The organism is Microcoleus sp. S13_C3, assembly GCF_036700905.1.
Classification (GTDB): domain Bacteria; phylum Cyanobacteriota; class Cyanobacteriia; order Cyanobacteriales; family Microcoleaceae; genus Microcoleus.
Genome location: NZ_JAUBPT010000193.1, coordinates 1 through 13888 on the forward strand (window position 1 = coordinate 1; position 13888 = coordinate 13888).

Here is a 13888-nt window from a genome sequence, read left to right on the forward strand (position 1 = left end):
ACAACTGACAACTGACAACTGACAACTGACAACTGACAACTGACAACTGACAACTGACAACTGACAACTGACAACTGCTATGATGAAAGTAGTTAACGAAACTTTACATAATAGCCGTGACTGCACAACAATTAGTATCTGCAACGAGTTTTGAAAAGCTAATTTGGACTTGGAAAGGTCACAAAATCCAATATACCGTCCAAGGAACCGGCCGCCCTCTGATCTTGATTCACGGATTTGGGGCTTCGATCGGACATTGGCGACAAAATATCCCCCCACTAGCGGCCGGCGGCTATCGCGTATTCGCTTTGGACTTGCTGGGATTTGGTGCTTCCGCCAAACCAGCCCTAGATTACACTCTGGAATTGTGGGAAGAATTGCTGACTGATTTCTGGGCGGATATGGTACTAGAACCGGCGGTATTTGTCGGGAATTCGATCGGCGCTTTGCTGAGTTTGATGGTAGTCGCCAACCATCCCGAAATATCAGCCGGCGGTGTCTTAATCAACTGTGCTGGCGGGCTCAACCACCGGCCCGACGAACTAAATTTCCCGCTGCGAGTAGTGATGGGGACTTTTACTAAATTAGTTCGATCGCCCCTGATCGGCCCCTTTGTATTCAACAACATCCGCCAAAAACACCGCATCCGCAACACCCTGCGCCAAGTCTACGGGAACCGCGAAGCCATCACTGACGAACTCGTAGAACTCCTCCACGCCCCCTCCTGCGAGCCCGGAGCTCAACAAGTGTTTGCCTCGATTCTCACAGCCCCTCCAGGCCCTCAACCGTCAGAATTGCTGCCCAAAGTCGATCGTCCGTTATTGGTACTTTGGGGCGCAGACGACCCCTGGACACCCATCGCCGGCAGCCAGATTTATCAACAATTGGCCGCCAACGATAAACCAGTGAAATTTGTTTCCATTCCCAACACAGGCCACTGTCCCCACGACGAGCGGCCGAGTGAAGTCAACGCTCTGATTTTGGACTGGCTGCTGGAATTGAAGTGAACTACCCAACACCCATCTGAGTACAGATAGGGTGTGGACTTCCCAATTCAACGGGGATTGCCTCAGCCTTCATGGATTTTTTACGTCCTGATGACCTTGGTCTGACATCCCCTCCAAGGGCAGAAGCGCTAGTTCCTAACGCCAAAACTCGCAAGCCTTCGTTTTTAATATTTATTGCAGCGTTGATGTCTCTATCATGGCGATGCAGACAGTGAGGACAATCTACAAGTCTTACACCCAATGAATCATATCCTTTTTGCAGTATGGGGATGGGTAGTAGAGTCTCGCTACAAAGTTGAGAAGATGGGAAAAACCGCCCTATTTCCTGGTAGGTGTGACCAAATCTCTCGGCTTTGTACTTGAGCATGGTTAGAAAAATTCCCCATCCTTGGTCTGATATTGCTTTTGCCAAGTTGGGATTTTTAACCAGATTCTTAACTGCCAAATCTTCTACACAAATAACTTGGTTTTCGTAGGCTATTTTGCGAGATAGCTTGTGTAAAAAGTCTTGTCTTACTCTAGCTACTTTGCTAGAGACTTTGGAAACTAAAAGTTTAGCCTTGCGACGCTTGTTAGAGGTTTTATCCGTCTTTTGGGCTAATTTCTTTTGTTTGCGTTTTCTATTCCTTTCTAACTTAGCCAATTGCTTCTTAGGTAGGTCGTATTTTGAACCCTCTGAAGTTATAGCAAAGTTTTTCAACCCCAAATCAACACCGATAGCTTCTCTAATTGCGACGGCGGGCGTATCTTCTTGGTTAAAAAGAATAGAAGCATAGTACCTACCATCTGCGTTTCTCGATATGGTTACAGTCGTGAATTTAGCATCAGGAAGGTCTTGGTGAAACACGGTTTTCATTAACCCCAAGTTACCAGGAAACTTGATTACAGAATCCTGTGGCATTAGTTTCACATTTTGGGGATATTGAATCGATTGCTTACCATGTTTAGATTTGAATCTCGGAAATTTAGCGCGTCCCTCAAAAAAATTGACAAACGCACTTGAAAGATTAAATGTTACTCGTTGTAAGACCTGACTATAAGCTTGTCCCAACCATTCATATTCCTTTTTCAAACCAGGAAGCAACTTGTCCATCGCAGCTTTAGAAAGACCTTTCCTAGTTTCTTTATACGCGGTAGTAGTGGCATTGAGCATATAATTCCACAACCATCGAGTATTGCCAAAACATTGAGCCAAGTAGGATTCCTGCTCGTCGGTAGGATAAATTCTGATTTTCACTGCTCTGTACATGGCATCGACCTTACCGTGTTTACATATTCATGGTAACATAAATTAAAAATATGTCAACTCACAACAAATATTTGGCTCGTTTCCGACCTGTCCTCGAACGAAAGCTATCGCATTGTCCGAGGACTGTCGTCAACTCACGCGCAATTCATCTCAACACTGACCTGCTGGGTACAGGTACAGTGTGAGCTTTCTTGCTGTTATAGGTAAAATTTTTCTGGTGAAGGCAAGGGAGAGGGCGATCGACCAAAACCCTTGCCTTCCAAAGGTTATAGCTCGCTCCACCGCACCTGCACCCAGGCTGGGAAAGACTAAAAAAAAAACTTTGGTAAAAACTATTGACAGCTTCCACTGAGTCAGCTATATTGATGGACGTGTGAGGAGCGAACCAGAAGAAGCACCGAGACGAAACACGGCCAGTCGTCGGTGCTTTTTCTGTTGCAAGGCATTTTTAAGAGTTTTAAATTATCTATAATTCACATCCCCCATATCTGTAAGCCCGCCCCGCTTTCTTCATTTCTTCCTTCGCGTTCTTAGCGTCTTCGCGGTTCGTTAAATAAATATTCGATGTTGCAAAAAAAGTAATTGACTGCACTTGAACTCGAAAAATCCGAAAATGTGGATTTTTTTAATAATCAAAATTTGATTGCATAGAACTCAAAACTAGAGAGTTATATAATAATAAATTGTCGCTCGGTCGGGGCGGGTTGATCTAGATTTTTTCCAGATGTTGGCAAACCCGCCCCTGCGGTATTGGTGCTACAAATATCAACGATCGCCCAAAACAAATTGTTCGATCGCCGCCGCCACCCCATCTTCCTCCACATCCGGCGCTACCCAATTAGCAAAAACCTTCACGCCATCAGGAGCATTGCCCATCGCCACGCCCACGCCCGCGTAGGCAATCATTTCTACATCATTAAAATTGTCGCCGATCGCCATCACATTCGCCGCCTGCAAACCCAGAAGTTCCTCCGCTAAATACTGCACGGCATCTCCCTTATTCGCCAAAGGATGCGTAGCTTCAAAAAAAGTAGCAACGGATCGAGTCAAATAAAGCTCCGCAGGCGTGTAGCGCTGCCGCATACTGCTGAGCAAGCCGTCGAGTACGCCCGGATTCTCGCACAAAGCCAAAACTTTCGTCGGTTCCCCCGGAAGATCTCGCCGCAAATCTTTAATCACCATTGGTTCAATGCCCGATCTTTCGGCATAAATTCGGGTAGCTGCGGTAATTTCCGGGACATAAAGTTGGTCGTCAATGTAGAAATGGATCGAAAGCAGCGGTCGCAAATGCGGTTCTTCAAAATAATCTAACAGTTGCAGAGCAGTTTGTTTCGACAGCGGCAAGTGCCGCAGCCGTTTTTGAGTCGCGTGATCTTGAATCCACGCGCCCTGGTAGCAAATCAGTGGCAATGTTGAGCCGATGTCGCGGTGAAAACGCAAAGCTGAGCGGTACATCCTGCCCGTAGCGACGGCAACTTTCACTCCCCGCGACTCGGCAGCCAAAATTGCCTGCTTGACTGGTTCTCGGATGTCGTTTGACATACCTGCGATCGTGCCGTCTATATCCACTACCAGCAATTGAATGTCTGCGGTGCCAAAAGCGCGATCGGTCGCATTAGCTGGATTTGAGGCAGTTATATTCTGCATGATTTTTTTAGATTTTAGCTGTTGATTTGCACGCACCCGTTTATTTTGGCACTGGCGGGATAGCAAAGTGCAACTTCTGATTTTTTGAAGACTAAAATATAGATAACTAAATAAGCGACAAAAAAAGTATCTAGGAGGACTCTTTAGGGATGGATTTAGCTAAGCTATAGAATAGTAGCCAGTTTACTGCCGTAAAAACCGCCCTCGACAGGTGATGTGTATTTTCACTTACTTAATAATACTTGTGTGCAAAAAGAATGCAACTGTAGGTTAGAGCCAAACCCTTATGTCATCAATCATTCCCAATCTAAAATCTAAAATTGTATAACCGCATCTTTTAAATTCCCCCCAAATATAGCAATTCTAAATGAATTGTGTAATTTTTGTAGGGGCAAAACCCACGCCCGGTTGCCCCGATCCGTGGGGGGTAGGCACGGGGAGTAGGGGTAGCACTACCCCTACATATTTGTACAACTGATTTAGGATTGCTATATCATGATTTCTATCCCCGGATACCGCATTGACGGAGAACTTTATACAAACCCTCACACAGTTATTTATCGAGGGATGCAGCTTGAGGAACAAAAACCCGTTATCCTCAAAACTCTCACGCCGCCATACCCTAACCCAGCGCAAATCTCCCAACTGCTGCACGAATCAGAAATTCTCAAAAATTTGAATTTACCCGGAATAGTCAAGCTTTACAAAATAGAAACATACAATCACTTTCCGGTTTTAGTTTTAGAAGATTTTGGTGGTATTTCCCTAAAAGACTTTCTCAGCAACAACCAGCTAGAGTTACAACAATTTCTGCATATTGGCATCAAACTAGCAGAAACTATTGGGCAACTCCACGAACACCACATTATCCATAAGGATATTAAACCCAGCAATATTATTGTCAATATCGAGACTGGAGATGTCAAGATTGCTGATTTTGCGATCGCCTCCCTGCTACCGGGCGAAAACCCCGCCCCCAGCCATCCCCATTTACTCGAAGGCACTCTCGCCTATATGTCTCCTGAACAAACGGGGCGCATGAATCGGGCGATCGACTACCGCACCGATTTTTATTCTTTAGGCGTCACCTTTTATGAGATGCTTTGTGGCGAATTGCCTTTTCTGGCGATCGATCCTATGGAATTAGTACACTCCCATATTGCCAAAACGCCCGTTTCTCCTTGTGAAAACAGAAAGCAAAAAGTACAAAGCAGAAGCATCGAAGGCAGAATCAATCAAGTAGGAACCAAGGAGATTCCTCAAGTCGTTTCCGATATCGTCATAAAACTCTTAGCAAAAACAGCCGAAGACAGGTATCAAAGTGCTTTCGGACTTTTGTACGACTTGGAAAATTGTCTCCATCAACTGCAAACTACAGGCGAAATTTCCCACATAACCCTCGGCGAGCAAGATCAGTCAAGTCACCTGCAAATTTCCCAAAAATTTTACGGGCGAGAAGCAGAAGTTAATATGCTTCTCAGTATCTTCCAGCGTATGAGGCGGGGCAACACAGAAATCGTGCTGATTTCTGGTGCCGCAGGTGTGGGCAAATCGTCGTTAGTATATGAAGTTTACAAGCCGAGTCGGCGGCAAAACGGGTATTTTATTGACAGCAAATTTGAGCAATTTAAGCGCGATATTCCCTACGCTTTTTTGCTACAAGCTTTTCAGGATTTGTTGCGACAAATATTCACAGAAAATGCCGCAGAAATCCATGTTTGGAAAGAAAAAATTTTAAAAGCACTGGGCGGCAACTGCCAAGTAATTATTGAAGCTATTCCCGAAGTAGAACTGATTGTCGGGCCGCAGCCCCCCGTCCCAGATTTAGGAGCAAATGAATCTCAAAATCGCTTTAATTTAGTATTTCAAAACTTCATTCGCGTCTTTGCTCAAAAAGAACACCCCCTAGTAATTTTCTTGGACGACTTGCAGTGGGTCGATTCAGCATCTCTCAAGTTAATAGAACTGCTAGCAACTGACCTGGGGGCTCAATATTTATTAATAATTGGCGCTTATAGAGAGCAGGAAGTAGATGCAAATCATCCCCTAATGCTGACCGCCGAAGCAATTAAAAAAGCAGGCGGTACTGTGAGGGCGATCGCCCTTTCGCCTTTAGATATAAGCAGCGTCAACCAATTTGTTGCCGATACTTTGAACTGCGCCCCAGAAAAATCCCTAAGTTTAGCAGAATTGCTTTTTCAAAAAACCGCAGGAAATCCCTTCTTTTTAACTCAATTAATAAAATTTATTTACTCGAAAAGTTTGATTTACTTTAAACTTTCACCCTCGAATAATTTGGTCGATCTAGCTGAACCTAACCTGTCGGGCTTAGCGCAACCAATCTCAGAGCAAATTGTGAAAAAATGCCATCTTACAGGCGAGTGGCAGTGGGATATCGAACAAATACAAGAAATGGGAATAACTGACAATGTTGTAGAATTAATGATAGATAACATTCAGAAACTTTCAAAGAAGACCCAGGAACTGCTTAAATTAGCCGCTTGTATCGGGAACAAATTTGATTTAGAAACTATCTCGACAATCGCCGAAAAACCTCTGGCGTCCGCAGCAATAGACCTCGGAGAGGCACTTCAGTCCGGTCTAATTTTGCTCGTGAATAACGCCTACCAAATTCCGATCGCACTAGCAGCAAGCACAGAAGTAACAGACACAATATCTAGAGACTTTACCGATAAATTTTCCCTACCAGTGACTGATATTCCTAGCGCTACTTACAAATTTTTGCATGAGCGAGTGCAGCAAGCAGCTTATGCTTTAATATCCGATTATCACAAACAAGAAATTCATCTCAAGATAGGCAATTTTTTACTAAAAAATGCACCGCCAGAGCAATTAGAAGAGCATATTTTTGATACCGTCAACCAACTAAATTCAGCTAAAGAAATCATCAGCAGTCAATTAGAACAATTTCAATTATGCCAATTAAATTTAATTGCAGGCCGCAAAGCAAAAGCAAGTGCAGCTTACGAACTTGCCCTCAAATATTTAACCACAGGTATTGAACTGCTTCCCCCCGAAAGTTGGCAAACTGACTACGACTTGACTCTTGCACTCTACGAGTCAGCAGCAGAAGCTGCTTACCTAAATACCGACTTTGAACCAATGGAAAAATGGGCGATAATTGTCCTGCAACACGCAAAAAATGAACTAGACAAAATCAAAGTGTTTGAAATTAGAATCATAGCTTGTGCGATGCAAACCCAACTCCAAGAATCGGTAAAAATTGGTCGGGAAGCACTAAAAATGTTAGGAGTTAACTTTCCAGAATCGCCGATTCCCCTCCACATTCAGCAAGCACTGGCTAAAACTGCCGCTTATTTAACAGAAATAAAAATAGAAGATTTAATTAACTTGCCGATTATGACAAATCCGCACAAATTAGCAACTATGCGCGTGCTTTCCAGTATGTTTTCAGCTACATTTATAGTTGAACCTGTGCTGCTGCCGCTGATTGTGTGCGAGCAAGTTAATTTATCTATTAATTACGGAAACTCTACTTTTTCTGCCTTCGGTTATGCTAATTACGGAGCAATTTTAAAAGGAATAGTTAGAGATATTGAATCGGGCGATCGCTTTGGTCAATTAGCTTTAAATTTGAGCGATAGATTAAATGCGTTAGAATTCAAAAGCAAAACCCTTAATTTAGTAGCATTCATTTTGATGAACGGCAAGCATCACGTTAAAGACTCTTTGCCACTATTAGAGGAGGCCTATCAAAGCGCGCTAGAAAATGGGGATTTAGAATCTGTCGGATATTCAGCCGTAAATATTTGTCAGTCTTTGTATTTCATCGGTCAAGAATTGCCTCAACTGGAACGGAAAATGGTAAGTTACAACCATTTGCTGTTTCAACTCAAGCAAGAAACTGTATTGACTTGGAATCAAATATATCGGCAAAGTATTTTGCAATTGATGGGAAAATTGGAAAGTCCACACCTGGTATTAGGTGAAGCATACAGCGAAGAACAATTCTTGTCGCTGCTGTTGAAAGCTAACGATCGGGTGGGACTACAGCACTTTTATTTGCAAAAATTAATACTAGCCTATTTATTTGGAGATACCGCTACAGCGCTAGAAAATTCAGCGCAAGCCGAAGTATATTTAGACGGAGTAGCAGGCTTTATTAATGTTTCTGAATACCAGTTTTACGATTCTCTAGCCCGCCTAGCCGCCTATCCATATGCAACAGAGGAGCAACAAGAAGAGCATATTTTTTACGCTGTCAGTAACCGGAAAAAACTGCAACAAAAAGCGCTTTCTGCCCCCATGAATCTTCAGCATAAATGCGACTTACTTACGGCAGAAAAAGCGCGCGTTTTGGGCAATGTTGTGAGAGCAATGGAATATTACGATCGCGCAATTGACGGAGCCGAAGAAAATGGATACATACAAGTACAAGCACTAGCAGCAGAATTGGCAGGAGCATTTTATCTATCCATAGGAAGAGAAAAAAATTCTAAAACTTACTTGACAGAAGCGCATTATTGCTATCAGCGCTGGGGAGCAACAGCCAAAGCAGCGCATTTAGAATCGAAATACTCGCACTTGCTAACTTCCGGCTCGATTTCAACTAATATTGAAACTCACAAATCTACCAGCAGCGCTTCCACTACGAACGACGCTGCAGGCGTGCTAGACTTGACTACCGCAGTGAAAGCATCCCAAACCTTAGCGGGCGAAATAGTTCTAGACAAACTGCTGGCCAAAATGATGAAAATTGTTATTGAAAATGCCGGGGGGCAACGAGGGTTTTTAATACTAGAAAAAGAGGGTCAATGGGTGATTGAAGCATCAGGATCTGTAGATGTCGATCGCGTTGCTGTCATGCAATCAATTCCGATAGATTTTGTAGCCGAGGATCGAGAAGTCACTTTGCTGGCAGTTGCAGTTGTGAATTACGTCGCCCGCACCCAGGAAAGTATAGTTTTAAACGATGCCAGCCGCGAAGGACAATTTACTCGCACACCCTATATAATGGCGGTTCAACCTAAATCAATTCTTTGCACTCCGTTAATTAATCAAGGCCAACTCACTGGGATTCTATATTTAGAAAACAATCTGACTACAGGCGCTTTTACCCAAGACAGGTTAGAAATATTAAAACTGCTGTCTTCTCAAATTTCTATCTCCATCAAAAATGCCCAACTTTACGCCAACTTGCACCAATTCAATCAGAATCTCGAAAATTTAGTACAGCAGCGTACCTCCGAGCTCTCCCAAACTTTAGCAGACTTAAAATCGGCTCAAAATAAACTGGTAGAATCGGAAAAAATGGCTGCCCTCGGAGGGTTGGTTGCAGGTGTTGCCCACGAAATCAATACTCCCATCGGCATAGGCATAACCGCCGCCTCCCTGCTTGCTGAAAAAGCCACAAAGTTTTTTGAGGTTTACAGTAACGGGCAAATAAAACGTTCCGAGTTAGAAAAGTTTCTGGATACCGCCATGCAAAGCAGTAATATGATCTTATCTAACCTCACGCGGGCAGCAGACTTGATTCACAGTTTTAAAGAAGTAGCTGTGGATCAGTCTAGCGAGTTAAAACGCACGTTTAATGTTAAAAACTATCTAGAGGAAATTTTGACCTCCTTAACAGCCAAACTAAAAAGAACTAAGCACAAAATACAGATTAAGTGTGATGAAAATATTGTAGTGGACAGTTACCCCGGCGTAGTGTGTCAAATTGTGACAAATCTGGTGTTGAATTCCCTAATTCACGCCTACGATGGAGAAGACGAAGGAGTTCTGGCTTTTGATTTCAAACTAGAGGGCGATCGGCTAATATTTGAATATGCCGATAACGGCAAAGGAATTGACCCAGAAAATCTCAGTAAAATTTTTGAACCGTTTTTTACCACCAAAAGAGGTCAGGGAGGCACGGGATTGGGACTGCACATTATTTATAACCTTGTTACTCAAAAACTAAAAGGCACAATTAGCTGCACAAGTCAAGTCAATAAAGGCACAAGGTTTATGATTGAATTTCCCGCTAAAATGAGCAATTAGTTATTAGACCGCCAACATGGATATAAGTTTTATATAGGAGAACGATATATGTCAGAAGCTAGTAAAAACCTGTTGGCTGCAGGCGATGACGAATTAATCCCAGCGGGCGACGATGAATTAATATTTGCCGAGGAAGACGAGGCGGAACAAAAACCGCTAGAAGAAAGTTGGAAAATATTAATTGTAGATGATGAAATCGAAATTCATAATATTACTAAACTAGCGTTAAACGATTTTAAGTTTGAAGGTAAAAATATAACATTTATCAGCGCTTACTCAGGAAAAGAAGCTAAAGAAATAATCCAAAATAACTACGACATAGCATTGATTTTACTCGATGTAGTTATGGAAACAGAAGAAGCCGGATTGGAAGTAGTTAAATACATCCGGGATATTTTAAACAATCAAATTGTGCGAATTATTTTACGAACTGGACAGCCCGGTCAAGTACCAGAGGATGTAGTAATTGTCAGCTACGATATCAATGATTACAAAACCAAAACAGAACTTACTAACAAAAAATTATTTACCACAGTAGTCACCGCACTGAGAGCATTTAGATCGCTCAATCAAATCGAATCCAGCAAAAGCGAACTCGAAAAAATAGCCGCCGCATCAGCCCGTTTTGTACCCCGTGAATTTTTGAAGTTTCTCAAAAGAGAAAGCATCGTTGATGCCAGACTAGGAGACTCTGTACAAGCAGAAATGACGATTATGTTTGCCGACATTCGCTCATTTACAAGTCTGTCAGAAAGTATGTCTCCCCGAGAAAACTTTGAATTTCTTAACTCTTACTTAAGCCGAGTTGGCCCGGTTATCCGCGAGTACAACGGTTTTATAGATAAATATATTGGTGACGGAATTATGGCTTTGTTTCCTAACAGGGCTGAAGATGCTGTGCAAGCAGCAATTGAGATGCAGCAGCAAGTAAAAATTTATAACAGACACAGGCAAAACAGTGGCTATCAACCTATTTCGATAGGGATTGGCTTGCATACGGGGACTTTAATGTTAGGTACGATTGGCGAAGCGGAACGAATGGAAAGTACGGTGATTTCTGATGCCGTTAATTTAGCTTCCCGCGTGGAAGGATTGACAAAGCTTTATGGAGTTAGTATTGTAGCTAGCGTCCAAACCCTTTGCCGGATAGACGATCCTCAACATTACAAGTGCCGGTTTCTCGATCGCGTTCAAGTAAAAGGAAAACAAACACCTGTTGCTGTATTTGAAATTTACGATGGCGACTCGGCGACAATGATCGAACTAAAAGCACAAACTCAAACTTATTTTGAACAGGGAATTTTTTTTCACTACCAGCAGCAATTCGCGCAAGCAAGGCAAATGTTTCTGCGCGTTTTGCAAGTCAACAAGTATGATAAGGCAGCAGCTTTTTATGCAGAAAGGTGCGATATGTTGATGAAGAATGCAGTCATTATGACTCTGGAAGGAATAGAGATATAGGGAATAGGGCATGGGGCATGGGGCATGGGGCATGGGGCATGGGGCATTGGGCATGGGGCATGGGGCATGGGGCATGGGGCATGGGGCATTGGGCATTGGGCATTGGGCATTGGGCATTGGGCATTGGGCATTGGGCCGAAAAGAATTAGGAAATGGGCATCAGCTCAGATAGTGAACAGTGAACAGTGAACCGTCAACAGTGAACCGTCAACAGTGAACAGTGAATAGTGAACCGTCAACAGTGAACCGTCAACAGTGAACAGTGAACAGTGAACAGTGAACCGTCAACAGTGAACCGTCAACAGTGAACAGTGAACAGTGAACAGTGAACAAATAACTTAATTTATGCGCTTCAAATCCCTTGATGTTTTTCGCGGAATTGCGATCGCCTCGATGATTCTAGTCAACAACCCCGGTAGTTGGGAACAGGTGTATCCGCCGCTAGAGCACGCAGAATGGCACGGCTGTACGCCGACAGACTTAGTCTTTCCGTTTTTCTTGTTCATCGTTGGCTGCGCGATGTCTTTCTCGCTGTCTAAATATATTCAAAATTATCCAAAAACCGGAATAGAAACCTCAATAATTACCCAAACAAAGGAAAAATCAGAATCCGCCAAAAACCCTCTTCCTTTTTCCTTCTTTCTTCTTCCTGCTTCAAATATTTACTGGCGAATTGCGCGCCGCGCCGCGATTCTATTTATATTAGGATTGCTGCTAAATACATCTTCGATCGCCCTTGACGTACTTCTCAACAGCGCCCCAGTGGAAAACTTCGGTAAAATCCGCATCATGGGAGTATTGCAGCGCATCGGCTTAGCTTATTTCCTCAGTGCGATCGCCATTCTCAACCTCTCCCCCCGCAATCAAAAACTGCTCGCTGTTGCCGTACTTTTGGGCTATTGGGGCGCACTAACCGTATTTGCTGTAGGGGGGTACAGTGCCGGCGAACTCACGCCAGAAGGGAATCTAGGAGGATATGTCGATCGGCTAATTCTAGGTAGCCAACACCTGTACAAAGGCGGCCCCTTCGATCCCGAAGGATTGTTGAGTACCTTACCAGCAAGCGTTACAGTCCTAATGGGCTACTTTACCGGAGAATGGCTGCGCGTACAGCCCATCAAAACCCGCACCAGTATCAACTTAGCAATCTGCGGCCTCTCTGGCGTGGTAATCGGCCACTTGTGGGGATTTTCCTTTCCGATCAACAAACAACTTTGGACGAGTTCTTATGTAGTTTTTACTGCTGGTTGGGCCTTGCTATTGCTAGCAGCTTGCTACGAAACAATTGAAGTGCGGAATTGGAAATGGGGGAGGCCGTTTGAAATCATGGGAGTGAATGCAATTTTCCTATTTGTTGCTTCCGGTATTGTCGCCAGAATCCTGTTGAAAACTCATATCGGTACTGGTGAAAATGCTCCAACAACTTACAGTTGGATTTATGAAAACTGGTTTGTGCCGTGGGCGGGGCCACTGAATGGTTCTCTGGCATTTGCCGTGACTGCGGTATTATTTTGGTGGTTAGTTTTGTATGGAATGTACCGCCGTGGTTGGGCGATTAAAATTTGAATGGTGGGTTGTTAAACAAGCGCGTTTGCTGGTAAGTGGTGAGCAAGGGGCTTGACAATTAAAAGCTTTTTTTAGTATAATGTTTATATATTTTTTTACGGTTTTTGACGTGGATATTCTAATTGAGTCAACAAGGGAATTTGAGAAAGATATTGCGCTGCTAAATGAAGATGAGAAAGCCGAAGTAATTCAAAAAATTAATTATTGTGCCAGCCTTTTTCCTACTCAAAAATCAAATGTGTATCGCAAGCTGCGTCGTCTCCCGCTATCGTCAGACCTGAATGGTTACGAGTCTTCGCTTTATACGCTACGAATTTCTCAAAAACTAAGAGTGGTTTTGGCGGTTGACGAAGACCCAATTTTTGGGCAAGCTATTTTTACTCTTTTTCGAGCAATTCAACACGACGAACTCGATCGAGCGTATAAGGGTGTAGCAGAGTCTTTGTATCAAGACCTACTTCAGCGCGATCGAGAAACTGCCTAGATATAATCAGCTTAAGTTATGGCGCAAAACCTTATTCTCTGTGATGAATATGGCATTATTTACGAAGCTATGAAAATTTTGCCAGATGACGAGCTAAAGATTAGTTTTCTGGAAGCTTTAGCAGAACTTGAAGACCAGGAATGTCACAGGACGAGACAATTTCCCAAAACGAGACTGCATAAAGTTAAGGGTGTGAAGCAGGCAGTTTATCGTGCTGATATTGATAAAGTCTCAGGCTGGCGCATCCACGTTCAGTACGTCAACGGACAGATTCATCTCAAGGATATTATTGAAGGGCAAAGACACGACAATGTAATTGAGGTGATTAAATCAAAGAAATCCCGCTACCAGTAATCCTAGCAAAGATATAATCTAGGACTTACGCATTGACAAAAAATATCATCTATGTATTCTAGACAATGCCATGACTGAATCGGTTTGCCAAAATAT

9 protein-coding genes are annotated in these 13888 nt (G+C 43.2%); 7 read left to right on the plus strand and 2 right to left on the minus strand.

The features are described 5' to 3' along the window. Positions 1-116 precede the first annotated feature (116 nt). Complete coding sequence (locus tag QUA16_RS32245) at positions 117-1007, plus strand: alpha/beta fold hydrolase (RefSeq protein WP_333108388.1); 891 nt, start codon at positions 117-119, stop codon at positions 1005-1007. Between the two features lies 1 nt (position 1008). On the opposite strand, the gene QUA16_RS32250 is transcribed toward QUA16_RS32245, so the two are convergent. Together QUA16_RS32250 and QUA16_RS32255 are read right to left on the minus strand one after the other, a co-directional pair. After that, on the minus strand, positions 1009-2256 hold the full coding sequence (locus QUA16_RS32250) for a transposase (protein WP_333108389.1): 1248 nt from the start codon (positions 2254-2256) through the stop codon (positions 1009-1011). A gap of 765 nt (positions 2257-3021) precedes the next feature. Then, on the minus strand, positions 3022-3903 hold the full coding sequence (locus QUA16_RS32255) for a Cof-type HAD-IIB family hydrolase (protein WP_333108390.1): 882 nt from the start codon (positions 3901-3903) through the stop codon (positions 3022-3024). A 495-nt stretch (positions 3904-4398) separates the two neighbouring features. Between QUA16_RS32255 and QUA16_RS32260 the strand changes: the two genes are divergently transcribed. The 6 genes from QUA16_RS32260 (at position 4399) to QUA16_RS32285 (ending at position 13792) form a co-directional block, all read left to right on the plus strand. Continuing rightward, a complete protein-coding gene (locus QUA16_RS32260; protein WP_333108391.1) occupies positions 4399-9927 on the plus strand; it encodes an ATP-binding sensor histidine kinase in 5529 nt (1842 codons plus the stop codon). 48 nt (positions 9928-9975) lie between these two features. Continuing rightward, positions 9976-11388, plus strand: coding sequence for an adenylate/guanylate cyclase domain-containing protein (locus QUA16_RS32265; RefSeq protein WP_333108392.1), 1413 nt, complete (start codon positions 9976-9978; stop codon positions 11386-11388). A gap of 10 nt (positions 11389-11398) precedes the next feature. Further along, positions 11399-11560, plus strand: a complete 162-nt coding sequence (locus tag QUA16_RS32270) for a hypothetical protein (RefSeq protein WP_333108393.1) — start codon at positions 11399-11401, stop codon at positions 11558-11560. A gap of 173 nt (positions 11561-11733) precedes the next feature. Beyond that, the gene (locus QUA16_RS32275; protein ID WP_333108394.1) at positions 11734-12954 is read left to right on the plus strand and encodes a heparan-alpha-glucosaminide N-acetyltransferase domain-containing protein; all 1221 of its coding nucleotides are present in this window, start codon (positions 11734-11736) and stop codon (positions 12952-12954) included. 79 nt (positions 12955-13033) lie between these two features. Next, positions 13034-13438 carry a hypothetical protein gene (locus tag QUA16_RS32280; protein ID WP_333142078.1) on the plus strand — a complete coding sequence of 135 codons (405 nt, stop codon included), beginning with the start codon at positions 13034-13036 and terminating at the stop codon, positions 13436-13438. Positions 13439-13456: 18 nt separating this feature from the next. Next, positions 13457-13792, plus strand: coding sequence for a hypothetical protein (locus tag QUA16_RS32285; protein ID WP_333057897.1), 336 nt, complete (start codon positions 13457-13459; stop codon positions 13790-13792). Positions 13793-13888: the final 96 nt, after the last annotated feature.

Coding starts and splice junctions, on each gene's coding strand:
- QUA16_RS32255 (WP_333108390.1), bottom strand. CDS start 3,903: ATGCAGAATATAACTGCCTCAAATCCAGCTAATGCGACCGATCGCGCT.
- QUA16_RS32285 (WP_333057897.1), top strand. CDS start 13,457: ATGGCGCAAAACCTTATTCTCTGTGATGAATATGGCATTATTTACGAA.
- QUA16_RS32275 (WP_333108394.1), top strand. CDS start 11,734: ATGCGCTTCAAATCCCTTGATGTTTTTCGCGGAATTGCGATCGCCTCG.
- QUA16_RS32260 (WP_333108391.1), top strand. CDS start 4,399: ATGATTTCTATCCCCGGATACCGCATTGACGGAGAACTTTATACAAAC.
- QUA16_RS32270 (WP_333108393.1), top strand. CDS start 11,399: ATGGGGCATGGGGCATGGGGCATGGGGCATGGGGCATTGGGCATGGGG.
- QUA16_RS32280 (WP_333142078.1), top strand. CDS start 13,034: ATGTTTATATATTTTTTTACGGTTTTTGACGTGGATATTCTAATTGAG.
- QUA16_RS32250 (WP_333108389.1), bottom strand. CDS start 2,256: ATGTACAGAGCAGTGAAAATCAGAATTTATCCTACCGACGAGCAGGAA.
- QUA16_RS32265 (WP_333108392.1), top strand. CDS start 9,976: ATGTCAGAAGCTAGTAAAAACCTGTTGGCTGCAGGCGATGACGAATTA.